Source organism: Pantoea rwandensis (assembly GCF_000759475.1).
GTDB lineage: Bacteria > Pseudomonadota > Gammaproteobacteria > Enterobacterales > Enterobacteriaceae > Pantoea > Pantoea rwandensis_B.
In genome coordinates this window covers 4274424-4300975 of record NZ_CP009454.1, presented here as the reverse complement: position 1 = coordinate 4300975, position 26552 = coordinate 4274424, and the positions used below count along the sequence as shown (strand labels likewise).

General features: G+C 53.1%; 29 protein-coding genes. 27 read left to right on the top strand and 2 right to left on the bottom strand.

Annotation, left to right across the window (positions count from 1 at the left end; genetic code table 11):
- Positions 1 to 123: 123 nt before the first annotated feature.
- Positions 124 to 1308, bottom strand: coding sequence for a PAS domain-containing protein (locus tag LH22_RS21000; RefSeq protein WP_038649649.1), 1185 nt, complete (start codon positions 1306 to 1308; stop codon positions 124 to 126).
- A 276-nt stretch (positions 1309 to 1584) separates the two neighbouring features.
- Between LH22_RS21000 and LH22_RS19750 the strand changes: the two genes are divergently transcribed.
- From LH22_RS19750 to LH22_RS20775, 13 genes are all read left to right on the top strand, one after another.
- Positions 1585 to 1902 (top strand): RAQPRD family integrative conjugative element protein, encoded by a 318-nt coding sequence (locus tag LH22_RS19750; RefSeq protein WP_038649646.1) that lies wholly within the window; start codon positions 1585 to 1587, stop codon positions 1900 to 1902.
- Positions 1893 to 2138 carry a TIGR03758 family integrating conjugative element protein gene (locus LH22_RS19745; protein ID WP_034948937.1) on the top strand — a complete coding sequence of 82 codons (246 nt, stop codon included), beginning with the start codon at positions 1893 to 1895 and terminating at the stop codon, positions 2136 to 2138. Before LH22_RS19750 ends, LH22_RS19745 begins: the two co-directional genes overlap by 10 nt.
- 12 nt (positions 2139 to 2150) lie before the next feature.
- On the top strand, positions 2151 to 2513 hold the full coding sequence (locus LH22_RS19740) for a TIGR03745 family integrating conjugative element membrane protein (protein ID WP_038649643.1): 363 nt from the start codon (positions 2151 to 2153) through the stop codon (positions 2511 to 2513).
- Positions 2514 to 2522: 9 nt separating this feature from the next.
- Positions 2523 to 2897, top strand: coding sequence for a TIGR03750 family conjugal transfer protein (locus LH22_RS19735; protein ID WP_038649640.1), 375 nt, complete (start codon positions 2523 to 2525; stop codon positions 2895 to 2897).
- A complete protein-coding gene (locus LH22_RS19730; protein WP_038649637.1) occupies positions 2894 to 3538 on the top strand; it encodes a PFL_4703 family integrating conjugative element protein in 645 nt (214 codons plus the stop codon). Before LH22_RS19735 ends, LH22_RS19730 begins: the two co-directional genes overlap by 4 nt.
- Positions 3538 to 4443, top strand: a complete 906-nt coding sequence (locus tag LH22_RS19725; RefSeq protein WP_081946747.1) for a TIGR03749 family integrating conjugative element protein — start codon at positions 3538 to 3540, stop codon at positions 4441 to 4443. The genes LH22_RS19730 and LH22_RS19725 overlap by 1 nt, the downstream gene beginning before the upstream one ends.
- Positions 4443 to 5963, top strand: coding sequence for a TIGR03752 family integrating conjugative element protein (locus tag LH22_RS19720; protein WP_038649634.1), 1521 nt, complete (start codon positions 4443 to 4445; stop codon positions 5961 to 5963). The genes LH22_RS19725 and LH22_RS19720 overlap by 1 nt, the downstream gene beginning before the upstream one ends.
- Before the next feature lie 11 nt (positions 5964 to 5974).
- A complete protein-coding gene (locus tag LH22_RS19715; protein ID WP_038649631.1) occupies positions 5975 to 6235 on the top strand; it encodes a DUF7446 family protein in 261 nt (86 codons plus the stop codon).
- Entirely contained in the window at positions 6222 to 6638 is a 417-nt protein-coding gene (locus LH22_RS19710; RefSeq protein ID WP_038649628.1) for a TIGR03751 family conjugal transfer lipoprotein, read from the top strand. The genes LH22_RS19715 and LH22_RS19710 overlap by 14 nt, the downstream gene beginning before the upstream one ends.
- Complete coding sequence (locus tag LH22_RS19705; protein WP_038649625.1) at positions 6638 to 9436, top strand: conjugative transfer ATPase; 2799 nt, start codon at positions 6638 to 6640, stop codon at positions 9434 to 9436. The genes LH22_RS19710 and LH22_RS19705 overlap by 1 nt, the downstream gene beginning before the upstream one ends.
- An 11-nt stretch (positions 9437 to 9447) precedes the next feature.
- The gene (locus tag LH22_RS19700; protein WP_038649622.1) at positions 9448 to 9852 is read left to right on the top strand and encodes a hypothetical protein; all 405 of its coding nucleotides are present in this window, start codon (positions 9448 to 9450) and stop codon (positions 9850 to 9852) included.
- 298 nt (positions 9853 to 10150) lie between these two features.
- The gene (locus LH22_RS19695; RefSeq protein ID WP_052059467.1) at positions 10151 to 10696 is read left to right on the top strand and encodes a hypothetical protein; all 546 of its coding nucleotides are present in this window, start codon (positions 10151 to 10153) and stop codon (positions 10694 to 10696) included.
- A complete protein-coding gene (locus LH22_RS20775; protein WP_167540453.1) occupies positions 10662 to 10814 on the top strand; it encodes a hypothetical protein in 153 nt (50 codons plus the stop codon). The genes LH22_RS19695 and LH22_RS20775 overlap by 35 nt, the downstream gene beginning before the upstream one ends.
- Positions 10815 to 10905: 91 nt before the next feature.
- Here LH22_RS20775 and LH22_RS19690 read toward each other — a convergent pair whose 3' ends face one another.
- Positions 10906 to 11139: a PerC family transcriptional regulator gene (locus LH22_RS19690; protein ID WP_038650295.1), complete on the bottom strand. Its 234-nt coding sequence runs from the start codon at positions 11137 to 11139 to the stop codon at positions 10906 to 10908.
- Positions 11140 to 11268: 129 nt separating this feature from the next.
- Between LH22_RS19690 and LH22_RS19685 the strand changes: the two genes are divergently transcribed.
- The 14 genes from LH22_RS19685 to LH22_RS19615 all read left to right on the top strand — a co-directional run bounded on the left by LH22_RS19685 (position 11269) and on the right by LH22_RS19615 (position 26434).
- Entirely contained in the window at positions 11269 to 13692 is a 2424-nt protein-coding gene (locus LH22_RS19685; RefSeq protein WP_038649618.1) for an ATP-binding protein, read from the top strand.
- A gap of 174 nt (positions 13693 to 13866) precedes the next feature.
- A complete protein-coding gene (locus LH22_RS19680; protein ID WP_038649615.1) occupies positions 13867 to 14274 on the top strand; it encodes a TIGR03757 family integrating conjugative element protein in 408 nt (135 codons plus the stop codon).
- 2 nt (positions 14275 to 14276) lie between these two features.
- Positions 14277 to 15242 carry a TIGR03756 family integrating conjugative element protein gene (locus LH22_RS19675; protein ID WP_430905175.1) on the top strand — a complete coding sequence of 322 codons (966 nt, stop codon included), beginning with the start codon at positions 14277 to 14279 and terminating at the stop codon, positions 15240 to 15242.
- Between the two features lie 79 nt (positions 15243 to 15321).
- Complete coding sequence (locus LH22_RS19670; RefSeq protein WP_205625009.1) at positions 15322 to 16677, top strand: integrating conjugative element protein; 1356 nt, start codon at positions 15322 to 15324, stop codon at positions 16675 to 16677.
- A gap of 1 nt (position 16678) precedes the next feature.
- Positions 16679 to 17017, top strand: coding sequence for a hypothetical protein (locus tag LH22_RS19665; RefSeq protein WP_038649609.1), 339 nt, complete (start codon positions 16679 to 16681; stop codon positions 17015 to 17017).
- A 10-nt stretch (positions 17018 to 17027) separates the two neighbouring features.
- Positions 17028 to 18548 carry a conjugal transfer protein TraG N-terminal domain-containing protein gene (locus LH22_RS19660; protein WP_038649606.1) on the top strand — a complete coding sequence of 507 codons (1521 nt, stop codon included), beginning with the start codon at positions 17028 to 17030 and terminating at the stop codon, positions 18546 to 18548.
- Positions 18549 to 19024: 476 nt separating this feature from the next.
- Complete coding sequence (locus LH22_RS20660) at positions 19025 to 19876, top strand: hypothetical protein (protein ID WP_038649600.1); 852 nt, start codon at positions 19025 to 19027, stop codon at positions 19874 to 19876.
- A 1008-nt stretch (positions 19877 to 20884) separates the two neighbouring features.
- Positions 20885 to 21775 (top strand): integrase domain-containing protein, encoded by an 891-nt coding sequence (locus LH22_RS19645; RefSeq protein ID WP_038649597.1) that lies wholly within the window; start codon positions 20885 to 20887, stop codon positions 21773 to 21775.
- Between the two features lie 539 nt (positions 21776 to 22314).
- Positions 22315 to 22731, top strand: a complete 417-nt coding sequence (locus LH22_RS19640; RefSeq protein WP_038649594.1) for a hypothetical protein — start codon at positions 22315 to 22317, stop codon at positions 22729 to 22731.
- 86 nt (positions 22732 to 22817) lie between these two features.
- Entirely contained in the window at positions 22818 to 23177 is a 360-nt protein-coding gene (locus LH22_RS19635; RefSeq protein WP_052059463.1) for a hypothetical protein, read from the top strand.
- Between the two features lie 149 nt (positions 23178 to 23326).
- The gene (locus tag LH22_RS19630; RefSeq protein WP_038649591.1) at positions 23327 to 23635 is read left to right on the top strand and encodes a hypothetical protein; all 309 of its coding nucleotides are present in this window, start codon (positions 23327 to 23329) and stop codon (positions 23633 to 23635) included.
- Positions 23636 to 23715: 80 nt separating this feature from the next.
- A complete protein-coding gene (locus LH22_RS19625) occupies positions 23716 to 24327 on the top strand; it encodes a hypothetical protein (protein WP_038649589.1) in 612 nt (203 codons plus the stop codon).
- Positions 24328 to 24404: 77 nt separating this feature from the next.
- Positions 24405 to 25388 (top strand): ArdC family protein, encoded by a 984-nt coding sequence (locus tag LH22_RS19620; RefSeq protein ID WP_038649586.1) that lies wholly within the window; start codon positions 24405 to 24407, stop codon positions 25386 to 25388.
- Between the two features lie 95 nt (positions 25389 to 25483).
- Positions 25484 to 26434 carry a DUF1281 domain-containing protein gene (locus LH22_RS19615; RefSeq protein WP_038649583.1) on the top strand — a complete coding sequence of 317 codons (951 nt, stop codon included), beginning with the start codon at positions 25484 to 25486 and terminating at the stop codon, positions 26432 to 26434.
- The last annotated feature ends 118 nt before the right edge of the window (positions 26435 to 26552 follow it).

The following is a 26552-nucleotide window of genomic DNA, read 5'->3' as shown; positions in this document are numbered from 1 at the left end:
TTTAGAAATTCCTTCATAAGATATCACTCAACGTTACAGCTAAATTCGGACGCAGGGAATCGTCTTCAACTGGCCGTCAGAAATTGATGAATTTATAATTAATGACGGCCAGGATGTTCTAATTTACTTTAAGTTGTCGCTATTATTTTCTGATATGTTCAGCCTGCCCTGAAGTCGGCTTATATTAGCAGTTATTTCGGCTGTCCTGTCTGCCAGTTCTCTTATCTCACTGGCGATGACTGAGAATCCTCGCCCCTGCACACCTGCTCTGGCGGCTTCAATACTGGCATTGAGAGAAACAAGTTTTATCTGAGCAGCAATGCTCGCATTTTCAGACACCAGTTGCGCAATTTCTTTTACCGCTTCTGCTCCCATTTCTGCTCGTCTTTGCTCCTGTTCCGCATGTTTTTCTCTGTCCTTACGTGGCTGAATGTCTATGAGTGCCCCTACAGCCCGAAGAGGTGTGCCATCTGCAGATCTTTTTGTCTGACCACGGGCCTGAAACCAGCGGTATTCGCCATTTTTAAGTTTTAATCGATAATCAACATCGTATCCGGTTGCCCCACTGCGATCATTCAGATGCTTTATAAAAGCGTCGATAGTGTATTGGCTGTCATCCGGATGTAGACGCGATGCCCAGCTGTCAATAACATCCGGGAACTCCTCAACGGTTTCAAAGCCAAGTAATTTGCGGAACTGAGGGGACCACCAAAAAACGTTTTTTGGGTGGAGGGGGTCACCGCCGATAATTTGCAGGTCCCATAGTCCGTCATTGAGCATTTCACGTGAAAGATTAAAACGCGTCTGGACAATGTCATAATCACCTTGGCGTGCAATTTCATCAGTGAGATTCAAAAATGTTCCACTGATCCTCTGCGTTAATCCGTCTGGGCAGCGCTCACGTTTGATGGTCGCACCGTACCACTCTTCGCTTTGACTTGGTGATGAAATGCGGAATCTTTCATGATTGTGTGAGGTAGAATTAGTAACGGAAGCACTTCTTATAAAATGCTTGAAGCGACCAATATCATCCCGGTGAATAAGTGAACATAAATCTGAAAGATTAATTGTTGAGGATTGTGTTTTATGGAAAACAAACGGCGCATCAGGAGATAACCATAACGGTGAATTTTCTGTTATTTCCTTTCCCTCACAGGACCAGACTATTTGAGGGATCATGTCCAGAACGCAGTTGAGCATATTCGGCATCGGTTTTAATGGTATGTCTTCGGATTGTGGTAAAACCTCCGCAACTGTTACAGGCATTATATTCTCCGCCTGACAAGATTTTCTGAAGAATTTTAACATTTTTTTCCCGGTTTAATTGTTGTGAACAAAAATCAGTAATTCCCAGGGATGTTATCGGCACCAACGCACAGAAGTGTATCCTTGCTGTAAACTCTTACAACATAGTCATTCAACGATGAACAAAATACCCGCGTAAGTAACACACTACTAACGAGGCCTTCCCCCCCCCCCCCCCCCACATACACATTTATTTTTCAATCCCCATAAAGAATTTACTGCTGTAAGGTCTTCGCCTTTAGGTCAATCTCCCGACGACCAGTTAACCGGGAGAACTCCATGCGTCACACCAGAAAACTCATTGTACTGCTGATAGCCACACTTCCCGTTCTGCAGTGCCATGCATCAGAAAAAGACGAGCTGGCGCAGGTTTTACGTCAGTTGGATCAGGTGCAGGCCGGTCTGGACCGGGCGCGTGTGGTGGCCAATCAGACCGAGGATGCCCGTTTTTATTTCGATTACCAGCAGGCAACGCGCGACATCTCCACCATGAAGCAGGGTATAACGACCTATCTTGAACCTTCTCGGGCACAGCCTGCATCCCGCCAGTCCTCAGTTACCGGCCAGTATCGTGCTGAGGAACCCGCATGGCGATGAACGGTGCGCAACTGAACGGCTGGAGCGCGGGGACCGGCAGCAGCCTGACTCCTGGGCAGCTGAATACTCTCATTCTCGGCACGCTTGCGGTCGTAATTCTGCTTTTCTGCGCCTGGGCGCTGGTTCAGGCCTATCGCGGGGTCGTATCAAAATCCGTGACGTTCCGTCAGTTCAATGAGCTCGCCGTCAGGCTGGTCGTGCTTTACCTGTCGATGCTCTTTCTGTTTTTCCACTGAAAGGATAAATCAATGAAATCCAAGTTACTCAGGTTTTACCACTCTGCTTATGCGCGGGCGGGGCTACTGCTTTCAGGATTACTGTCTGCCGGACAGGCTCTGGCAGACCTTCCCTCTGTTGAGCAGCCCACGACAGGAGGTGGTGGTGGCACCTACAACACCATGATGGGCTACGCCAAGATGGCCGGACTGGCACTGGGCCTGCTTATATGTACAAGCGCTTTTCTGGCCGTTGCGCATGCCATCATCACTTCTTTCCACGACATCCGAAAGGGCAAAGGCTCCTGGACAGAATTCCTGCTTTACGCAGTGGTGGGCATCATGCTCATCCTGGCAGTCATATATCTGGCCACCAAAGCCTCAGACATTCTGTAAGGAGCGTGTATGGCCGTCATCGATTTCCTTCCTGACCGTCTGAATAACCCCCCTGTGGTGTGGAAAGGTTTTACGTCTGGTGAGTTTCTGCTGGCGGCCATTGCTGGTGTCATTGCCGGTGTCCCTCTGGCAGTGCCGCTGGCGGTGGTGCCTTTTATCGGGTGGCTGGCGTTTCCTACCTGCATGCTGCTGATGCCACTCATCGTGGTTTTCCTGGGGGGAGGCTGGATTGCTCGCTACAAGCGTGGCAAGCCGGAGAACTACATCTGGCAGCGTCTGGAAGAAATTCGCTGCAGGGCCCGCCTGTCACGCTCGATGGTTCTGGACAGCCGTGCATGGGAGGTAAAACGTACCCGGGCTGTTACGCGCGGGGGTGAGCGATGAGTCGTTTTCGTAATGGCATGACGGCACGCGACAATCACATTATTTCCCTGCGCATCGCCTGTGTGCTGCTGTTTGCCGGTTTGCTGGTCACGGGCGTTGGCTGGATGCGTGCTCCTTCCGAGCTGACCATTCACAATCCGCCGGACCTGCGTTCCGGCAGTACGCGTAAATGGTGGGAGGTACCGCCTTCAACCGTCTACAGCTTTGCCTTTTATATTTTTCAGCAGCTGAATTCCTGGCCAAAAAATGGCGAGGTGGATTATCCGGCCAAAATCGCACAGATGAGCCCGTACCTCACACCATCCTGTCAGGACTTTCTGAACAAAGACGCAGAGATGCGTAAGAACAGTGATGAGCTTCGTGATCGCGTTCGCGTGGTATATGAAATCCCGCGCCGTGGTTACAGAAACCGCAGCGTCACCATTCTCGATCAGGACCACTGGATTGCACAGCTCGACCTGGTGGCAGATGAGTACTACCACACTGAGTCGGTTAAGCGCGCGCTGGTCCGCTACCCCCTGAAAGTGGTGCGCTGGGAAGGCGATCCGGAGCGCAACCCTTTCGGTCTCGCGCTGGACTGTTATGCGGCCACGCCCCAGCGCCTGGAGGCTGTCACCCTGCCTGAGCCGGAGAAAAAGTGATGAGGCATACATTGAAAAAGTACTCTCTTGTTCTTCTCTCTGGCCTGTTTCTCCCTGGTATGGCCAGTGCGGTGGAACTGATGAAGTGGGAGCGTATTCCGCTTCAGGTCCCGCTTACCGTCGGGCAGGAACGCATCGTATTCGTAAATAAAAACGTGCGAGTGGGTTTTCCGCCCACGCTTAACAGCAAACTGCGCATTCAAAGCACGGGTGGCGCGGTGTATCTCGATGCCAGCGAAGCGTTCCCGGTGACGCGACTTGAGCTTCAGGATAAAGAGAACGGGGAACTTATTCTGCTCGACGTGTCTGCAGCGCCGGGTAAAACCACACGTGAGCCGGTGAAAATTGTGTATGACGGTGAGGTGGCCACGGCTACTGCGCGTGACAAGCAGTCCATCAGCAGTGACGGGGACAGCACCGGTCGTAGCGCTCAGCAAACGGATAATCAGACAGCTAAGGCAGGCAGTAAGCCGGCGAAACTTAATGCGCCGCTGCCGGTGGTCCTGACCCGCTATGCGGCGCAGAACATGTATGGTCCGCTGCGCACGGTAGAAGCAGTGCCGGGTATCAGTCCGGTATCCCTCAAACTGCCGTCGTCCATTACCACGCTCATGCCCTCTGAGCCCGTTTCCGTCACGCCAATGGCAGCCTGGAGCCTTCAGGGCAGTAGCGTCATTGCCCTGCAGGTGCGTAATCGTTCATCGGGCAAGGTCATCCTCGATCCGCGTGCGCTTGAGGGCCAGTTCATTACGGCGGCCTTCCAGCACCGCTGGCTGGGGCGTGCAGGCACGCCAGAGGATACCACGGTGCTTTATCTGGTAACGTCCGGGCGTCCGGAGGGAGCCTTTATCGCCGAACCGCCGTCACTGCAGCCTGCTGACGGCCGTAAGCGGAGAGAAAAATAATGAAAGCACCTTCCTCTAATCTCATTGTCAGGGTCGCTGTGCCGGTGGTGCTGGCCAGCGCCATTGTCGTCGGCGTGAAATCCTGCTCAGGCGGTGGCCAGCCCTCCACCGGTTCACACGCACCAACGAATGCTGCACTGAAAGACCTGTCACCAGAAGACCTTAAAACGCTCGGTATTGAAGGTGATACGCCGCAGGATACGCTGCGCACGGTGGTGGGCAACTTCCGTAAAGTACAGGATCGCCTGGACACACTTGCTGATGACAATAAAAAACTCAGTGACGAAAACAAGGCGCTCAAAACCACTAACGGCAACGTTGATGCGCAAATTAATCAGGTTGTCAGCAATGTTCGCGCTGAAGAGGCACAGAAGCGCCTTCAGCTCAGCGCGCAGGTTAACGATCTCGGAACGCAGGTTAAGCAGCTCATGGATCAGCTGCAGGACGGTGGGGCCGGTACAAATGCAGGTGCAAAAAGCAGCGGTCCGGGCGGTGACATACCGATAGGGCTGGGTTACGACAATGGACTCAATCCCGGTGCAGCAAGCACCCCTTCTCCAGACGGTTTGCAGTGGGTAGAACCTAAAGACGGTATTGCCGTTGATGCCAGCGGAAAGGCAGTAACTGAAACCAATAAAAATAACGCAACGGGTTTCTCGTTTGCCACATCGTTTGGTGATGTGGGTCAGGCGGGAAAACAGGCTGCCGGCAATACTGCCGCAGCGGTGCAGACTCAACTCACTGATGCACAAAAGGCCACCGATCCAGTCTATACGCTACCGGAGAACTCAACGCTGGTCGGGAGCCGCGCGATGACAGCACTCCTGGGGCGTATTCCGATTGATGGCAAAGTCACGGATCCCTATCCCTTTAAAGTCATGATTGGTAAAGACAACCTGACGGCTAATGGCATCGAACTGCCCGACGTGCAGGGCGCTATTGTATCCGGGACCGCCACTGGTGACTGGACGCTGTCCTGCGTGCGCGGCTCCATTACCAGCATTACGTTTGTCTTTACCGACGGTACCGTCAGAACGCTGCCTTCTCCCGATGGCCAGAACAGTGGCGGCACCCAGAACAGTGGTAACGCGAACGGCAATAACAGCAGCATCGGATGGCTTTCAGACGATAACGGTATTCCATGCATCTCCGGTACGCGTAAAAGCAACGCCTCAACCTACCTGCCGACCATCGCAGGGCTTGCCGCCGCGGGAGCTGCGGGGGACGCATTTGCGCAGAACCAGAATACCACCCAGACCAACGCCTACGGTGGCGTGACTTCGTCTCTCACCGGTGATGCCGGTCAGGCCGTGCTGGGCAAAGCGCTCTCAGGCGGTATGAGGGAAACGATCGACTGGGTTAAAGCCCGCTACGGACAGACCTTCGACGCCATCTATGTCCCACCTGGTCAGAAGGTCGCTTTACATATCACGCGCCAGCTGGCCATCGATTATGAAGAAAAAGGCCGCAAGGTTAAATATGACTTCAGCCTTGCCGGTAATGGCACAGGAATGGACTGACGGGGAATTCAATGCAAAACACCCATTTAGAATACAGGGTGGGGTATACCCCACTCGGTGGAAGACTTTATGCGGGCTTTGTCCGCAAAGACAACGGAAAGTGGGAGGGGATTCACCACGATGTGACGGACTGCGCCATTTTCGCGGTAGGTCAGAAACTGGCACGGGAACGCAAAGATGTGCGTTATTACCTTCCGGATGGACGGGTGATGCAGGTGTCTGCCGTGATAACCGGGGCTGAAACAACGGAGGAAGACCATGCAAACCGCTAAATACCACCGTATGTTACCTCTGATATTTTTGCTGCCCCTTCTGCTGGCCGGCTGCAGCACGTCAAAGGATGAGATGCTGCCGCCCGGTGACAGCTCTATGCTCGAGCTGTGGAACGATGGCGCCTCCGCCTCCCACGCCACGGGAGAAAGTCGTACCACCCTGCGCCGGCCCGTGACGGACTCTGAGCGGACGATCGCTCAGCAGATTCGTGAAAGTTACAGCCGCACGCAGGAAAACGAAATCCAGCAGACGTTTCCTCGCCTGCCTAATCCCGACATGGTGATGTACGTCTTCCCGCATCTCGCTGAGGGCAATACGCCGGTGCCCGGTTACAGCACCGTCTTTCCTTTTTACAGCCAGGTACAGTACGCGTTGCCCGGCGAGCGCACGGAGGATTTGTAATGGCTTTTTCACTTTTCCGCCGCAGGGCGGAAGCTGAGGCACCGCACCAGTACGGTGACGGCCCGTTTTCTGTTAACGGACATGAGCCGCTGACCCGCGAAGGACGTCTGACCCGCCGTGATGAAGCGACCCTGTACAGTACAACCCCGTCCATTATCGATCACATCCCATGGGGAGAATATCTCCCGGCGCACGAGTGCATCCTCCTCGATGACGGCGTTTCGGTAGGCGCCGTTTACGAAATCATTCCGGTCGGAACCGAGGGGCGTCCGGATTCGCGACTCGACGAAATTCGCGACGTGGTGGAAAACGCCCTGCAGGACAGTCTCCCGGAGCTGGATGCCCATCAGTGGGTAGTCCAGTTCTATTGCCAGGATGAATCAGATTTGACTGCCTACATGGATAATATCCGGGGTTATGTCAAACCTGGTGCGCAGGGAACCGCATTTACGGAAGCCTGGCTCAGCGAGCAGGCCCGTCATTTGCAGAACGTGGCCAGTGAAAAGGGACTCTTCGTAGATGATGCGGTGACCGGTGCGCCCTGGCGCGGTCAGATCAGGCGAACCCGAATGGTGATCTACCGCTGGGTTGAATCTCCATACCGTGACCCGATGGCGCCTGAAGTACTGCTCAAACAGGTATGCGATCGACTGACTTCCGCACTGAGTGGCGCCGGAATTCGGTGTCAGCGTCAGAATGGAGAGCAGATCCACAGCTGGCTACTGCGCTGGTTCAATCCGGATCCGAAATGGGTAGACAAGGCCACGCTGTACCGCTGCGCAAAACACACCGACGATGCGCCCGGCGAGCTGCCGTTGCTGAATGATTTCAGTGAAAGCCTGTGGTTTACCCGCCCCCGCAGCGACGGGGAGAAAGGCGTATGGTGGTTCGATGATGTGGCGCACAAGGCCGTCCCCGTTGCCAGACTGCGCAACGCCCCTTCCACCGGACATCTGACCGGAGAGGTAAAACGTGGTGATAATATCAATGCCATCATGGATCTGCTGCCGGAGGGGACGGTGCTGACCCTGACGCTGGTGATCCATCCGCAGGATAAACTGGAGGAAACATTTGCCCGCCTGAGCCGCGATTCAATGGGTGAAAACGTGGATTCCCTTCGCGCGCGTGAAGACGCCGCCACGGCACGTACCTACCTGGGCAATAAACATAAGCTTTATCGCGCCGCCGTTACGCTGCTTATCAAAGCGCGGGATCTGCCTTCACTTGATCGGCGCTATCTCGATCTCAGCAGCAAGCTGCTTAACTGCGGGCTGGAACCTGTAAACCCTGAGCATGATATCGGTCCTTTGAGTACCTATATGCGCGCCTTACCCATGTGCTTCAATCCGGCGCAGGATCGTCACAACTGGTATACCCGGCTGATGTTCGTGCAGCATTTTGCCTGTCTGGTACCGGTGTATGGACGAGACACCGGCACCGGCAACCCCGGCTTCACGTTCTTTAACCGGGGAGGCGGACCGCTTTCGGTCGACCCACTCAACAGGAATGACCGTACGCAGAATGCCCACCTGATGCTGTTCGGGCCCACCGGTGCAGGTAAGTCTGCAACGGCACTCGTTAAGCTTGCGCAGATGATGGCCATTTATCGCCCCCGTATTTTTCTGATTGAAGCGGGCAACAGCTTCGGACTTTTTGGTGATTACTGCGCGTCTCTCGGCCTCAGCGTTCACCGGGTGAGCATCAAGCCCGGAAAAGTTATCTCGCTTGCGCCGTTCGGAGATTCTCATCTGCTGATGCAGGTGAAACCGGACGCGCTCATCATCAGTGAAGATGCGCTTCCTGATATTGATGATGATGAAGATAAAGATGAAGAGCGGGATGTGCTGGGTGAGATGGAAATTGCCGCCCGGCTGATGATTACCGGTGGAGAAGCTGCGGAAGAATCCAGGTTAACGCGCGCAGACCGCGGCATGATCCGTGAGGCCATCATGATTGCGGCCAGAACCGCGTACAATGAAGACCGGCAGATGTTGCCTGAAGACCTGATGTTTGCACTGCAGAATATTGCCCGGGACATCAGCCACGGTGAAGACGGCCGCGAAAAACGCACCGCTGCGCGTCGGTCGCGCGCGGAGGAGATGTCAGAGGCGCTGCGGATGTTCACGGAAGGATTTGAAGGTGAACTTTTCAACCGTCCTGGCACCCCGTGGCCAGAGGCGGATGTGACGATCGTTGACCTGGGGACGCTGGCCCGTGAGGGCTATGAAGCACAAATGGCGGTAGCCGTTATTTCCCTGCTGAACACCATCAACAATATCGCCGAGCGTGACCAGTACAGCGACAGGGATATTATTGTGCCCATCGATGAGGGGCATATTGTGACCACGAACCCACTGCTAGGTCCTTATGCGACTAAAATTGCCAAAATGTGGCGAAAGCTGGGCACATGGCTCTGGATATTCACCCAGAACCTTGAGGATTTCCCGGACACGGCTAAAAAGATGCTGAATATGGCAGAGTGGTGGATTTGTCTGGTGATGCCTCCGCAGGAAGTGGAGCAGATTGCCCGTTTCAAGACGCTCACGGATGAACAGCGTGTCATGCTGCTATCTGCCACCAAGGTGCCGCGAAAATATACCGAAGGGGTCATTCTTTCAGAAAAAGTCCAGGCCCTGTTCCGTGCAGTTCCGCCCAGTCTGTATCTGGCTTTAGGGATGACCGAAAAACCGGAAAAAGCCGAGAGACGGCAAATCATGAACGAATTAAATTGCAGTGAACTTGAGGCTGCGTTTCATGTTGCGCGCCGACTTGATGAAAATCGCGGACTGAGTATCTGACAGGGGAATTCATGAAAAAACTGACTATGGCACCGCCAATGGTCGTACCGGACAAGGCTCTGATCGCTTCTGTCATTTTTAACGTTCCGCCTCAGGGGAAGGCCTCAATCGGGCAGGCTGACAGCGTGTCGCTGGATTTACTGCAGCGGGAAATCATTAACCGCCTGGACAAACCGGTACTGCTTTCGGTGTATCCCCACCGGGTAGGCCGTCGCAGCTGCGTAGCGGTTCATCTGGCTGATGCTCAGGAGAAAACGCTCGATATTCTGATTACCGTTACGGGTAATACTTTATGGCCCAATGAGGCAGAGTTCGGGGCCAGCCTGCGCTGGAATATCTGCGTGCCGGATGCCACCGACCTGCTGTGGGTATTGAAGGAGATAGACAGGGTAACAGGCGGAGTAGTATGTAATTAAACTGGCCCTGCCTGACGGTCAGACAGCGACTTTTGCTGTCGGGCCGTCAGGCAGGCTGCGGGGGCGGGCGGCATAGAGCCCGCTTCAGGACGCATTTTACTAATAATAAAAATGTAACTTTTTCTTAAAGTTTTGTAGGATTACGCCGATTTTCCAATTTATGGACCGATTAGCATGGATGTTTTTCAACATGCTCTCAGTCATGACAACGGCGGAGAAAATGTGTATTACTTTTCATCTGGTGTGTGTATTATAGCCACCTTGCTTAAACACAGTCATCCGTTGCAGGTTGTCTACCATGCATGAAGACAATCTGGAAGCATCTAAACATAAGCATTTTTCTGAGGGTTTGGTCATACTTGGTGACCGGTTCGGGGAAGGTGCCTACGTTGATATTGAGTTCATCCTGTCAGGATGCTCAAAGCGGCGGATTGAGATTAGATTACTGTTCATGCCTCCATCTGTTGATCCTGCTGCTGCTGAAACGATGCATCAGATGATTGGAGAGGAGATAGCAAGCCTGTTCTCCATACAGGTCGTGAGTTTTTATGATCGTGCAACTGAAGAGAACCCGTGTGCCGACGGTAACCCTTTCGGGAAACCTGCTGGCGGCTTGGATCTTCACTTACATAAACTAAACTATCTTTATAAAACGATAGTCGAGATGATTTTCCGTGTCGCTGACACTGAAAAGATAGAGCTAATTTTTTTCGGCGCAGACAACGAAAAGTTGCAGCGCGTTTATGACAGGTACATCAAGCGTTATGCCGAAAAAATGGGGTTCTTGTTTACAACTCAAGGAGCATACTATGCAATTAGAACGCAACACTACCCGGACCAATGAGAAGGGTGGCATTGACTATACCGCTGTACATGCAGGTAAGGTTGAAATGTTAAAGCGTTTTCTGACTGTTAAGACAAAAGCTGAACAGGCAGGCGCTTTTAAAGTAAAACCTCTCTGATCCAGCCATCCTGGTTGTAAAGGCTCCGTATGGAGCCTTTTTTGTTTCTCGATAACGAACACCTCTGCACTAACAAAAATCCATCAACGACTTAATAACCGTCATTATACCGGCTCTGAATCTTATAAAGTCGCCGTGTTTCGCTTCTCCGACCGTCAGGTGACAGATTGGCGGCGTGACCCAGACAGCGCTCTCTGCGGCGGATGATGGCCTCGCGTGCGGCATCGTCAGTAATATTATCCAGCACGGTCAGCCAGCGATAGGCTGCTCGTCGCCATAAGCCCCTGCTTTCCAGCGATTCAGCAATTGTGTCTTTCAGTTCCATTTTTTCCACCGGCATGACTCATGTCTGAACAGTTCCACCTATTCTTTCACAATGGCAATCACAGTTCTTTATTTAACCCTGTGCGCATAACCAGAAAATGGACTTCAGTCCATAAAAAGGAGTCTGTTAATGCGCTATCCCTTTGAACTCGATCCGCAAATTATTCACCACATCATCTACAGTCAGGCCGGTTCGATCGGTAAAGCTGTTATCGAACTGATCATGAACAGCGTCGATGCCGCAGCCGGCGCTGTCACTGTTGATATTTCCCAGGAGGGCTTCTCCTGCCGCGATGACGGTCGCGGATTTACTTCACATGATGGCGTTAAGCGCTACTTTGGCCGTTTTGGCACGCCGCATCAGGAAGGGGATGCGACCTATGGTCGCTTTCGTCTGGGCCGCGGCCAGATTATGGCGCATGCCCGCACAGTCTGGCGATCGCAGCGCTGGCAGATGTCGGTTGATACCCGTGTAATGGGATATCACTACGACCTGGAGGAAATTGCGGAGGCTGAGCCGGGTTGCTGTATCCGCGGGGAATGGTATGAACCGCTGAGCAGCCAGGAGCGTATGTCGTGCATTCAGGAAATACGTGACCTGGTACGCTATACCCCCGTCTCGGTATGCCTCAATGGTACCCTGATTTCACGCCAGCCAGCACGGGAGACATGGGACGCGGAGGACGATGTGGCCTGGTATCGTCTCCGGGAAGACGGCGCCCTGTCGATTTACAATCAGGGTGTTCTGGTGCGTCACGACCCTGGCCATATCTGGGGTACCGGCGGCCTCATCGTCAGCAAAAAGCCTCTTGCGCTGAACGTTTCGCGGACTGAAATCCTCCGCAAGACCTGCCCTGTCTGGAAAGTCGTTGCCGCCAGGTTTGGCGAGCTTGCCGCCGATTTCTCAGACAATCAGGGTAAGCACCGTAAAACAGAAGCGCGACGGGAGAAAACGGCGCGCGCGCTGCTCGCAGGAGAGGGGGATCTCCAGAAGCTAATGAACGGTGAGGAGGTCATCACCCTCCTGCCCGGAAAACGCCACGTCACACTTGAGCACTTTGTCCGCAAATGCCGCTATTACCCGGCGGCAACAGATAAAAACTGTTTTACCCTCGCACGGTATGCACGCGATGTTCCGCGCGGGGAAATTATTGCCCGGGCTGGTATCGCGCCCGTAGTGCACCCCGTCACACTCGCCCGCTTCGGCTGCTTTGAACCGGATGAATTCATGGAGTGCCTGAGCCGCGTACGCGCAAACCTGCTGGCGTTCCGTGAACAGTTACCCGGGCAACAGCGATGGGGTTCCGGCTGGCAGACCGACCTGGCGCTGGTTGATTTTGATACCCTCAGCGCCAACTTTATCGATCGCACGCAGATGGTCAGCGAAAAACAGCTTGATAAGGAAACGCGTCGGGCCTGGACAGCACTGCGCTGGTGCCTGGCCCAGTATGCCGCCGTGTGCTCGGGGGGCGAGTCTGGCTATCAGTCACGCTCTTATGGCGGCAAACGTTTTCAGATCCTTCTGGGTGAGTCTACGTCTGCCGATGCGTGGACGGACGGAGATACTTATATTGCCTATAACATCGATATCGTGCGCCGGCTTAAATCCGACGCGCTCCAGACCGCCAGTCTCCTGTTCAGCCTGACGGAGCATGAGGTGGCACACGAAGGTGACAGCATGGACTGTGGCCACGACGAGGCTTTTTATCAGCGCTTTCATGATATCAGCATTCTGTGTGCGCCCGATCGCCAGCGTTACATGCATGTCTGGCTGATGAAATACACCACGAGTCTGGAGGGTGAGGGTAAACGCGCGACCGGGACGGCCTGGCGAGAGCGATATCTGACAGAGCGGGCCAGCACCGGGAGGGAGAAAAAGGGTCTACCCGGCGTAATCAGCCGCGAAGGCATTGAAGACGCTGTCAAAGCACCGTCAGAGCCGGAAGATAATTCCCGGCTCAGTCTGCTTAATCAGCTGCTGAACGGTTCGGCCCCGGCTGCTCCGGCTGAAACTGACTGGAACAGCGTTGTGGCCACCGGTATTGAGCAGACCCGTGAAAACCAGGCTCAGCGGTTGCGGGAGCAGCAGGCCTTTGAAGAATGGTATGCATCAGATGAGGAAAATTCCGGATACATGTCGAATGAGCGGCAGGATACTGATGAGCAACACTGGCTGGATGCCTTAAAAACGCATTATTTATCGCTTTTACCTGAAGTAACGGAGGACATGCTGAGTGACCAGATCGTCAGGTTCCTGGCTTATGAGACAGATACTGATGAAGAGACGCTGGCCGCCTGGACCATGCGTGCGTGGGAAAACAGGGCAAAGTGGTTTGCCCGTGATTTTCCGGAAAATTTCGGGGCTGATGGCGAAACGGAAGACTTTTATGAGCAGGACATTGAGCCAGCCCATGAAAGGGCTGTCCCTTCCGACTGGCTTCCTTTCCTTCAGGAGGGCGAAACGCGGTGGAGCATCGAACGTAACGCGGCTGCGGCCGGATTTATGAATGAGATGGACTACCTTGAGTGGCGTGAAACCAGTGGGGGCAACTGAACTGAAACAGTGCATATTCCCCGGTTTGTCACCTGACATATCGGTGCACTTTTCCCGTTCTGTCAACCTGACGTTGGGGCGAAAAAATATCATTAACGGGCTCAGAGTTAATTACTGACCCGCCCCGATATTGAACGCACCCTGAGCGGGTTATTCACTCAGGGAGTGTTCTCCATGAAATTAAACGTCAGCTGCTTCACAGCGTTATTCCTTTCCGCCGGTGCATGCGCCGGTACCGTTATTTACACCGACAGCGCCCACCCGGTCGCGGGCAATCCCGGGTCAGAGGTCACCGTCGTTCTGCTCGATGCGCCCGACAGGCTTCAGGCGCAGATGTTTGGGCCCCTGCCGGCAGATCCAGCGCAGGCTGAGCAGCAGGCGCGCGCGATCGTCAGCTCACAGGCCTTTCAGCAGCGTCAGCAGGAACTGTCACGCGCTTACGTCGGCCTCACGCACGCCTGGACACTGGGGCTGGAGAAGTACCCTGCCGTGGTGTTTGACGACAGGTGGGTCGTGTACGGCACCACCGACGTCGGTACAGCCACGCAGCAGCTCAATGCCTGGAAGGAGAAAGCCCAGTGAAAATGTCCTTCTCCCGCCCACGCCGTCTGGCGCTGGCAACATTGCTGGCCTGCACGGGCACGATGGCCAGTGTCAATACTGCCAGCCTGCTCTCCAGCGCCGCCAGTCAGGACTGCATCAGCTGGCGTATCAGCGGCATCTGCTACTGGTTGTTCTGCACGCCGTTTGGCTGCTCGGTGAAAACATCCGTCAAGGTGACGCATTATATCCCTGAGGCCGTGGTGTCGGCCTATCTGAGCCCCGGCGCCAATCCCTGGACCGAAATGTCTGCCGTCAGCAGCCTGGCCGACGGCGCCGAAAGCGCCCTTCTGGGCGGCGCGGGCGGTGTGCCGACCGGTGGCGGCCGCCAGGAAATGAAGGCGCCCGGCGAGCGCAAGCAGAACCTGCACTTTTACTATGGCGATGCATACGGTCATCCGGCGACAAAACTCATCGGTGGTATGGTGTCGGGCTACTCGTGTGACAGCGCCGCCACACCCTTTATGCCGTATTTTACGAGCGCTCTCGATGCGCTCGCCTGGCGCACCGGCGTGCCTGAATCCTTCTATCCGGAAGCCCTAATCCCGGGGCAGCGTGAAATTGGCAGTACGACATCCGGGACGATGTGGGGCAACGTTTATCCACGTGGCGGCTTTGTCACGCAGACCGACAGCTACAAATCCGCGGCAATAGTGGTTCAGCGCGTGGCCGATATCATCACCCGGGAAGGTCAGCTTCACGTCTACAGTCCGCTCACAGGCCAGCGTTCACCAGGCTACTGGCCACCCGATCCGGTACAGGAAAACACGGGAACCAAAAATCACAAGTGGCAGCGACTATCTCCTCAGCTCTCGCAGAGCTGCGCGGTATTTCCGGACACTGATGGCCAGATTGCTGAAGACGGCAACTACGCCTGGGCACTCTGGCAACCTTACAGCTGTTGCAAGCGCCGTGGCCAGACCTTCCTTTACAGCACCGATTTCTCCTGAGGATAAACCTATGAAACAACAGCAGACACGGGTTGTACTCCGCCTGGTGGCGGCGTGCACGCTTTTTTCTCTTATCTCCATGCCGGCGTTGGCCGTTGATACATCGCTGTCATCAGGGGGCGCTTCGGTCAGCGGCGCCATTAATGATGGTTTGTTCTATTCGATCGGGGGCGGATCGGTCATTTCCCCGCCGCCAAGCCGCAGCAACATGTCACGTTTAGGTCTGAACAGCGGCTGGAGCAGCGACCTCATGTGCGGCAACTTTGACCTGAAAACCACCGTGGGCAATCAGCTTAACGGGGTCACAAGTGGTTTTAAGGACCTGATGGGTAACGTTATTCAGGGCGCAACCGGCGCAGTCATGAGCATGCCGGCAATGGCCATCCAGCGGGCGAATCCGGGACTGTATGAAATGCTCACCAACGGCGTTTTGCAGGCGGGACTCAGTTTTGATAAAGCCCAGCTCAACTGCCAGAACATGTCGAAAAAGCTTGCCGATTATACGCTGGGGAGTAAGTGGCAACAGGCCGCCGTCTCCGAAGAGTACAAGGATATTGTCGCCTCCAGCGGCGGTGATGCCGTCTCCAGCGACCAGAAACTGCAGAAAGCAACCGGTGAAGAGGGGGTGACCTGGGTCGGAGGTCAGAAACGCGGCGGAAAAGGCCAGCAGGCCATTCAGCCGACGCGGGACCTCGCGAAGGCAGGATACAACATGATGAACAGCCTGCCGGTCACAAGTAACAGCAGCGTAAGCACATCGGGCTGCAGTGGCACCGTATGTCAGCGATGGCCAACGTCCGATGCGGCCGCCGCAGCGGTGGTTAAAGTACTGGGCGACCGTTCCATTCGCACCTGCCGTGAGACCAGCGAGTGCACCAGCGGCGGTTCAGACAATCAGCCTGGTAGCACGCTTGCCGGTACAGGGTTCTCGCCGGTGCTGGAAGATGCCACCAAAGGCAATCTTGAGCAGCTCGGCAAGCTGGTCGGCGGAGAACTGCAGCCAACGGCTGATAACCTCGCAGCCCTTAAAACCGGCAGTCTTGTCGTGACGCGCGGCGTCATCCAGTCGTTGCGCGATGACCCGGACAAGGTCGCTCTGGTTCAGCGACTGGCCGGTGAGCTGGCGATGGCTGACACCGTGGAAACCGCGCTGACCATGCGACGCATGCTGACCACGGGCGAATCTGAGCCCAACGCAGCGGAACAGCCAGAGGCGATTGCCGAAGGTGACCGTCGTATTGATGCGCTCGATCGGGAACTGAATGCCCTGCGTAATGAAATGGAGCTTCGCAAGTCCATCAGCAACAACAGCCTGCTGACCACGCTCGCGCGTCAGGGAACCCGTAACCAGGACAACCAGCTGCAGCAGAAGTCCGGCAACCAGGACCAGGGCTTTGGCCAGATGAACCAGACGCAGTCTTCCGGAGCAAACTGACATGAAACGCACCTGGTTCCGCGGCCGCACAGGCCGTTTCATTATGATGGTATCCGTCCTGGTTCTGATTACTGCAGGTATGTTTGCCCTGGCTTCCGTATTTATGGCTTACGACCCGGATGGCCACCTGACCCGTCGCTGGCTGCATGACAGCCGCTGGGCGTTGTTTGCCTGGCGACTGATGATGTATGCCGGTATCGCAGGAGTCTGGCTCATGAAGGTACGCCCACAACTACTGAGGCGCTGGCCGGAAGTCCGTGCGCGCCTGCCGCGTACCGAGTTGCTCGGCGTATTGTTTATTCTGGCCACAGAGTGCGTGGCCTGGACCGGCACGGCATAAGGAAAAGACCATGACTGCAAACAGTTATCTGGAATACTTTCTGGTCCTCTTTGGTTGGGTGATGAATAACGCCATGTGGACCATCCTCAGCAGCACGGGACTGTTTGCCCTGCCGCTGGTGTTTAAAGTGCTTGGCGTCTGGCTTAAGGTGCGTGAGGAAGGTGCGGATGAGGGGAACAAGGGGCTTCTGGCTATGCCGCGCATCGAGCACGCTATTTACGTCTCGTTCGTGGTGATGCTGTTCTGCTGTATTCCACTCCTGCCCGTGGATATCAGCACCATCAAGTTCGACAGTTCGAGAGCAAAGCAGTGTGGCATCAGCGTGCCGACGCCGCAAAACTCCGGTTACAGCGGACTGGTTAACGACTTTGACGGACGTACCGCTCAGGTACCCATATGGTGGTATCTGCTGCATATGATGTCTAAGGGGACCACACAGGCGATGATTGCATCTATCCCCTGCGGCACACAGCTGCGCCAGATGCGCTTTGACGTGCAGAACACCAAGCTGCGTGACCCTGTATTGCTGCAGGAGGTGCAGGATTTTGCCGACCAGTGCTACTCCCGGGCATATTTCCGCCTCAAAAACAGCAATACTCAGCTCAGCGATGCGACCATTAACTCGGTAGGCTGGATAGGCAGCGACTATTTCCTGAATACATCGGGTTACTATGATTACTACACCGCCACCACCCCGAGGAGCCAGTGGCCCTATGACAGCACGCGCGACAGCGGCTATCCGGACACCGGTCAGGGAGGCTATCCCACCTGTAAAACATGGTGGTCCGGTGGCTCATCCGGGCTGCGCACTCGCGTGCTAGCCACTTTCAGTGATTACACACGTAAAGAAGTGCAGAGGCAGTTTCCAGGTCAACAGTGGGAGGAAGTGGTACTTCGATGGATAGTCAGCCCGCGTAACGCCGGACTTTCAGGCGGAGGGGTGACCTATATGGCCGGTGCGGATGATACAGCGTCAGGCATTGGCGGTAATCTCTCACGGCTGGCATCTACTGTAGGTTTAGGCATGAAACAGGTAGAGGCACTTCCTGGCTTCGATGCGTTGAAACAGGCGCTTCCCATGATACAGGCGCTATTGCAGATGATGATTATTACTGTCATACCTGTGCTGATGATGTTCAGTGCCTACGAGCCCAAAACGGTGGTTACTATATCATTTGCGCTGTTTGCACTGCAGTTCATCACCTTCTGGTGGGAGCTTGCTGGCTGGCTTGATGACAGACTGATAACCATTTTGTACTCAAGCCTTGCTGCTAACGGACTTGCTTCAGGTGAACCTATCGCAGATTTCCTTAGCTCTCCCCGAGACGGATGGATTATGAATCTGGTTCTGGGGATGATGTACGTGGTTTTCCCGGCATTCTGGCTCGGTATGTTATCGTGGGTAGGAGTTCAACTTGGTACTGCTATTTCGTCTGCAATGGAAAAAGGGTCTGTTCAGGCAAAACAAGCAGGAGAAGAAGCTGGAAAGCAAGTTAAAAACACTGCGTTAAATCAAATCAAGAAAATATAAACCCAAGCACTGGATGATACTTCTATCATTCAGTGCTAGTCCTCACTGTCATATTCCATTTTTTCGCCGTTCACATAATTACCCCATCCCTGTGAACCATAAATCCATCCATTATCTTTAGAATTTATTGCCCTGCCAGAGGCAGCGTGAGAATTTTTAGACGCTATCAAACATGTGACAGATCGAGCGGCCCTGATAGAGTCCTTGAGATCATCTCCGAAACTACGACCACTCTCGTATTTATCTAACTCTTCATTCCAGTCACTAGCCATATGACCTTCCTCATTCACAACGCAAAGCCAAGATTGACATGTCGTTTCACGGTACTAAAAAATAGTACTGCTGGCAAATTTTTGTACAAAAATCACAGTTCGTTTCATCAGGCACCACATTACGGGATCTATCAAAATGATCCTTAGATGAATATAGTGGGTTTGGAAAATTAGAATTTATCTTTAAAATATACTGGTGTAAAAATGGCCTCATCTAAAACACATGATTTAGACATCTATTTTAATGACCATAAATTTAGCTTGACAAGCGATATTTTATCCGCGTGTATTGGTTATGGCAGTAAAATTAAAAAATACGAATTCATTACTGGATTTTGCGAAAAGAAAAGTAATGGATATGCAATTTTACTGAGACTTATATCTATGACCTTTGATGTACGTGAAATATCAATTGATGATGACAGAATATACGCCAGGTATAGTAATGAGGTTGATGCTTTTATTGCCTCCCTGAGTAAAACACAGTTAAATGAAATCGTCGGTGAGTTGGCGGATATTTATCGTCATCTGCAAGGGGTTTTAAATACCGCAGGGGTCAGTCATATAAATTTAAGGCGCGAAATCCGGCCCAGAGTGCTTCTGAAAAATAAAATAAATGAAGTGAGAATATCATCGTATTTTGCTGAGAGAATGAACTACAGTAGCTTACTTATGCTGTATGAAGCTGCTGCTAATTTACTGGGGAAAGAAAAAATACCTGTACGAATGGACATTCTTAACTCCTTTTCCGATACCAATCAAAAAGGTGGCTATGGGGATATATCGCTTGAGCTAAGTATACCTGTAGAGAACATACTGTATTCACACTTAAGCTTTCCTTCAGATAAGATGGAAGGAGATGAATGGGTGATAATGAACAGGTACTCAGCAGGTATAGTTGAAATTCCTGTTTCCAGTATTGTTATTAGTAATGCAAAGATTAGGGACTATATTGATGAAAGTTATAAGCATTTAACTCTGCATTCCGCACAGCAATTATTCAGCATGGATTATTCAACAACATGGGGACGTTTATCTGTGTTCAATTCCTTCTAACGACTTTTGAAAAATCGTCGGTGAGTTTGTCGCAGGGTTCTAAGAATTAGATGAACATTAATTCAAGGCACCTGCTTCAGACTCGTTACCTTTTTGATTCACATATAGCTATGACATTTAACTTGTAAAAGGATCATGCTCCGATCTAACATCTCCCTCGTTGTAACGTTGCGTTAAGCAACATGCCAATGTCCCCGCAATCTGAGAGGGACGCCTTCGGGTGATTGCATGCCAAAACCGTCATGACCTGAGAGACGGTGCCTTCGGGCGGTAAACCCGTTAGCCTTTGAAAATGGGGATCGCGTTAGCAGCGATAAAGGATATTCCTTCACAAACAAGCTGTCTCTGACAGACTTCCTGCAGACTCATCTGTCTGTTTTCTTCGTTTCGTCTCGATTTTTGACGACTGCATCCGTTGCAAGCTTTGCGGCGTGGGTATGACCATTTGGAACATTTGGGCATCTTCCACGACTGCATTGAGAGCAGAGGAGCGCGGCGTCACTTGCGTTCGAGTGAAACGAGTACCAAGTGACGCGCGCAGCGCATAACTGGCAGAGCTGACGCACTGCCGTTTCAACAACTCTTTTACCAACTGACCAACACGTACTTTAAGGTTTGAGGGCCTTAAAGACGTACATCACTCACTGTTTGTTCATTTATCTACCAAACGTCTTACCCAAAAAAAGGGGGCAGAACTTCATTTAAAGAGGAGAAAAATCTACACGATATCGATGGCGACACCGGTAAACATACTGGTGTGTGGAAGCAGACTGATTCATTTCAGCCCGGTGAAAACCGCGAGCAGGTCAGAGACCTGGGGAGCTTCGCAATAACTCAACTTTTCGCCGCCCCGATGCACAGATATCTGTCGAGACGCAGGAAGCGCAACCTTAAACCGTGCCGTCGGGGTGAAATTCATCGTCTGTAGCTCTAGCGCAGTCGGTGTCAGTGCTTTTCCGTTCACGCAGACGGAAAAGCACTGACACCTGTTTGAATGGAAGGTTGACTATGGCAAAACTGAATAAGAATTTAAAAACGCTTGCCCGACAGGCAGGGGGAAGTTTTAAGACTGTTTCTGACCGCATGAAAATTGCGGACAGGTTTGCTGAGCGTTTATTAAAACTTAACGTCCAGATTAGAGATGTAAAACACATAAAGACCGGACATATTGAGTTGTATATGAAAAGCCGCCTATCTGAGGAAATTTCAAAGCGTACTCTCCAGAATGAAATGTCGGCCATCCGGGCTTTGCTTCGGGTTGCAGGAAAAACTTTTATGGCTGACCCGACTCACGAAAAACTGAGCAACCAGGCTCTGGGCATTTCAGAAACCAGTCGTGACGGAACAAAGGTTGCCATTCCCGATAATTATTTCCGGCAGGTGCTGACGAGTGTGGAACAAAAGGATGAAGGTGTAGCTTGTGCATTGAGGTTGTCCCGGTTACTGGGTTTAAGAACCGAAGAAACAGTCCAGTCCGCGAAATCATTAAAAACCTGGCAAAAAACGCTACTTACTGGTAACGAAAAAATACGCGTTGTATTCGGGACAAAAGGAGGTCGTCCCAGAGACACAACTGTGTTGGATCGTGATGCTACTCTTTCCGCAATTAGTATTGCGCTAAAATATTTGAATGAAAATAACGGTAAGTTAATCGATAAGCCGTCATTACATACCGCTATCGAGCGGTACCGTAATATAGTGCGTGAAGCCGGATTGACCGGGAAGTATGCACCGCACAGTTTACGCTATGCCTATTCTGTCGATGTGATGAATCTTCATATGAAAAACGGTTTCAGTAAAGAAGAGGCGCAGGCTCTTGCATCAATGGACCTGGGGCATGGGGATGGCAGAGGGCATTATGTGGCCCGTGTTTATAACAAGGTTGAGAGTGATGAATAGAATTTCATTTTTCTGTCACTGGACTATGCGATTTATTTTGAAACTGAGCGATAGAGCTACATTTATTCTCGAACGAGGGTATTACGAAGTAGCCTGCTCACAAGAAGCGCACATGCACTATGATGAAGAATACCCACGTCACCATGCGTTTCTCGATTTATTCCATGGCGCCCTGTCTGCCTTTTTTAACAATCACTAATTTGTTATTAACTGGCAGTAGTAACTGTTTATTGAGAAATTTATCTACCTGGTATTGCTGGAAACGAGCGGATTGTGTAGGCTTAGATTGCTAACCGTTGTCACATCGACAACTGCCAATGTTCCGGTGATTTGAGAGGAACGCCTTCGGGTAGTCACATGCCAATGCCATTAAAACCTGAGAGATGGCGCTTTCGGGCGGTTCAAACCTGTTAACCTTTGCAAACAGGGACCTGATAACCGGGTCAAGGTCCATTCAACTCCGCTTCCAGATATTAATTCTACGGGAAAACACTTCCCGTACAGGGTGGCTGTTTCCTTCATTAACGGAGATATCCCCGATGCATTACACCCGTGTGTTCAATCCAGGCACTTTACTCCGTTGTGATTCTTCTGCTGACGCAGAAATTATAGTGGATTACGTCAAAACACAGCTTCACTTCCGTTTAATGAACAAATTCAGGGTCGATGTCGATCCCGAGATGCCTGCAGACGGCCTTCCCGATTACCTGACTTTTATCAGGTGGGTTGCAGATTCCACGGGTTTTGCCATGGAATCCGGTTACGTCAGACATGACTTTGTTAAGAACGCAGTGGACTGTCTCATCCTTCTGGGCGCAGAGGTCCACAGCCGACACTGGAATGAAGCTTTTCAGCAGGGCATAACCCGGGCTCGCGAGGAAAAAGCGCTGGACGAAGCCACTAACCAACTGCGCGAAATGTTTTATCAAAGCTACCCTCTCTCTGACTTAACATGACGGTCTGAACAATTTAATCATTTGTCACCCTGACGGGACTTTTGTCCCCCTTAGGGACAGGGTTCCTCAATTCTAAGGAATCCTTTATGAACGAATATTTACCTGAAACATCCTTTCACATTCGTGCCCGTGAGCTGACTGCGCACAAAGTGGCGCTTGTTAATGCTGAAGGTGATTTGCTGAGCATTGCAGCTCTACGTCGCCTTGGCCTTAACACTCCAACCGACATAGATGGCTTTGCGTACTATGTCTGGGACATGGCTGCTGTTGCACAAGACCTCGCAGCATTGTCTGTGCGCAATCTTATTCCTGAATCCTGGAAGTCTTTCTTCGAAGGCCTTTGCAATATGGCCAGAGAGATTGACGAAGCTGCCTGGACGTTTTTTTTCGGGCGCGCGGTCCAGGACGAAGAGAATCTCATAAGCGAAGATCGCTGGATGGACTGAGCCGGACCATTGGGTTCAGCCTCAACCGGATTGCGAATGAGTCATACACCAAAAGCCGGCGTCACTAAGACAAACGCGATAACCCTTGCGGGGATAACCTTCCCGCATCCGCGGTGACGGTTTTCTCCGCATTCATCAAGGAGAAAACCATGAGCAGTATAATGCTGATACTCATCACCCGTACCACCCGCATGCTCAGCAGCCTTACAGTGGCAATGAAGCAGCGACAGGCAGAATGGTTCACGAACCGCAGCGGTCACAGCAGTTTCCGCGCCGAGGTCGTCGAGTCTGATGACGGATATACCGCCATCATTTCGCGTAGAACGGGTTACAGTTCACGCGACTGGCACTATCAGCAGCTGGCCAGCACAGGTCATTTTGCCTCTGCCCGTAAAGCCTTACGCGCTGGACGGCAAATGGCGCAGCAGATGGCCGGACTGCGTTACCGCTTCGACTGAATCGTTCTTCACTGACTGACACTTCCCGGAGGGACCTTCCCTCCCGGGGAGGTTTCCTCCTCATCTTAACTGGAGGGAACATGATCCGTTTTACATCAACTGAACTTCGTCCGCTGCTCACTCAAAATCTGGGTATGCAGCGCCCGCTGATACTCGAAAAGAACCTGGGGATTTATATCCGCATACCCGATGACCGACGCCCCGGCGAGTGGATGAAAGCTTGGGCTGAAGGCTGTAATCCGTCAAAAGATTCTGGTTGGTCAGATGTCGCCGACGGGCTGATCCCAGATAAAGAATTCTCTTTCAAAACTTTCTTGGCACAGAGCATGTTCGATGCGGTGCTGAGTAAACATTGTGACCTGCTGATAACCCCCGTTATCAGTGACCTGAGTAATGCGCTGACTCTTCAAAAAGAAACGCAACCTCCGTTGAAGATGTATGTGCCGGTGGGGCAATACCGGGATAGTGTGCAGTGGCTTTATGACCAGTCGTTGCGCCACTTTCATGCCTGCGTGGGTAATGCTGAACGTCTGAGCTGGCGTTCACAGGCACTGCGTGTTCTGGATCAGGTAATACGCCTGGACTCAAAACGGGCCAAACCCGCAGATCGGGAGATGTTTAATCGTGCAGTCGCAAGCGTAACTGATCGCATCCGTACCGTTATGTCAGACGGCTCCTTACGCTACTCCTGATAACTGATTTTCCACTCACTGGTGGCGCATTGTCCGCCACTGGACAGGATGCGCCCCTTACTAAAAGGCAGCATCTGATGAAAACGACTTCTGGCCGGCGTAAAGCGGCAGAACTTAACACTCCCGACCTGTACCAGCAGGTCACAGACAAAATTATTGTTGCGCTGGAGAACGGCGTGCCCCCCTGGCGGCGGCCATGGCGTTCGGCTGAAGGCGTGCACGGCAGCAGTTTGCCGGTGAATGCCGTCACCGGCCGTGCCTACAGTGGTATCAATGTTCCGCTGTTGTGGATGGCTGCTGAAGAGCACGGTTACGCCTCCGACCGCTGGATTACCTTCCGGCAGGCGAAAGACGCCGGCGGATACGTAAGAAAGGGCGAAACCAGCGCGCTGGCCATCATTTACAAACCGTTTGAGAAACAGGCCCGGGACAGTAGCGATAACCTGCTGTTTAGGGACGGTGAACCTGTCATGGAGCAACTGGCCATGATCAAACAACTGCAGCTGTTCAGTGTTCATCAGTGCGAAGGGTTACCTGAATCTGTTACCGGAACGGTTGCTCATACTGCACCGACCGGGCAGCACTCTTATCTCAGCGCAGTTCAGCTAAAGCAGGTGCAACAGATACTCAGCGCAACCTGCGTCGGGTGTGACCATCGCCGGCAGGACCGGGCGTATTATCGCCCGGGCGCAGACCGCATCGTGATGCCGACGGCGCCGCAGTTCCTTACGGAGGCGGATTACTGGTCCACGCTGCTGCACGAGCTGGTGCATGCCACTGGCCACGGGAGCCGACTCAACCGGGAAGGGATCACCTCTTCATCACGGCAGTTTGGTGACCCGGTGTACGCCTTCGAAGAGCTGATAGCGGAAACCGGCAGTGCTTTTCTCTGCGCGCAACTGGGTATTACCGGCGACGTGCAGCACGAAAGCTACCTCGCCGGCTGGCTGAGAGCGCTGCGTGAAGACAAACGAGCAATTTTCCGGGCCTGTCGTTTCGCCCGGGAAGCCTCGGAATACTTACTTGAGCCCCTGAACCGGAATACAGAACAGGCGGCATAACTGAACCGGCGGCTGCGGCCGCCATCATCCCCCTGAGGGCATCTTCCTCAGGGGGATGCCCTCTTTTCGTTTTAACCGACAAGAGGAGTTTCACAATGTTTTCATGGTGCCATAACCGTCTGGAAATCACCGCCAAATCGGTCTGCCTCGATGTGATGCAGCCCTGGATTGCCGGCACGGAAAAACCGCTTTACCGGCAGGCCATACGGCAGGCTACAAAGCTGTTTCTGGCCGGCTGTGCCGGCATACTGAAGCCCGTCAGGGCGGTGGAATACACACCTTACCCAATGCTTACCGCATATGGCGCGGGTGCGCAGACCTCACCCAACCAGGCTTTCCAGCACTTCATTGAGCTGCTGGAGCAGGATGCATGGATCGACACTAAAACGGTTTCCCGCATGGAAAAAATCTGGCTGCAGTCCGGCATCGATGCGCTGAAGTGGGAAGCTGTTCCTCTTTCAGCGCGGCAGATAATGGCGCAGCTGATGGCCGTGCACTATGCCGACTGGTTTGGCGTTGCCGGCGCCGGCGGTCACTTCGACCCGCAGGAGCGCTGGGAATGGCTCAGCATCATGCCGGAGGCAACCTGCCCCTGCGACATGCTGATGGTGATGCCGTCACGTCTGGCCACTGAGCTCAACGGCGAAAGTGGTTTGTTCACCGGACTTTGCACGACATCAGAACTTTATCTGCAGCTGTATGGCATGGCGTTTCCGGCTGGCCATCAGGCCATCTGGAATCGGGATGAAGTCAGCTCACTGACTCTGAGCTTTACATCTCCCTGGTATCCGCCTTCAGGCGAGGTGATGGGCGAGATGTCGCAGCTGTTTGACTGTGAAATCCGGCACTACTGGATTTCACCGGAAGCCGGGACATCAGGCTACAACTGCTTTGACCGGGGCGACCACGTTGACAGCGGTCCTTACCCGGCAGAGGAACTGCGCCAGTCAGCAGCCAGTGATGGGGCCCGTATGTATCTGGTGACGCCAGAAACGGCTGCAGTGCCTGCGTCCGGCGCAGCACATTACGGCAGTATCCGTGCATAACACCAACCTGAACCGGTTTATCCGGCTTCACTGACCGGCCACAGCGAGAGCTGTGGCTTTTTTTCACCCTGAAGGGAACACCGTTTCCCTCCGGGTGCGTGTTCCCTCTGCACGAGGA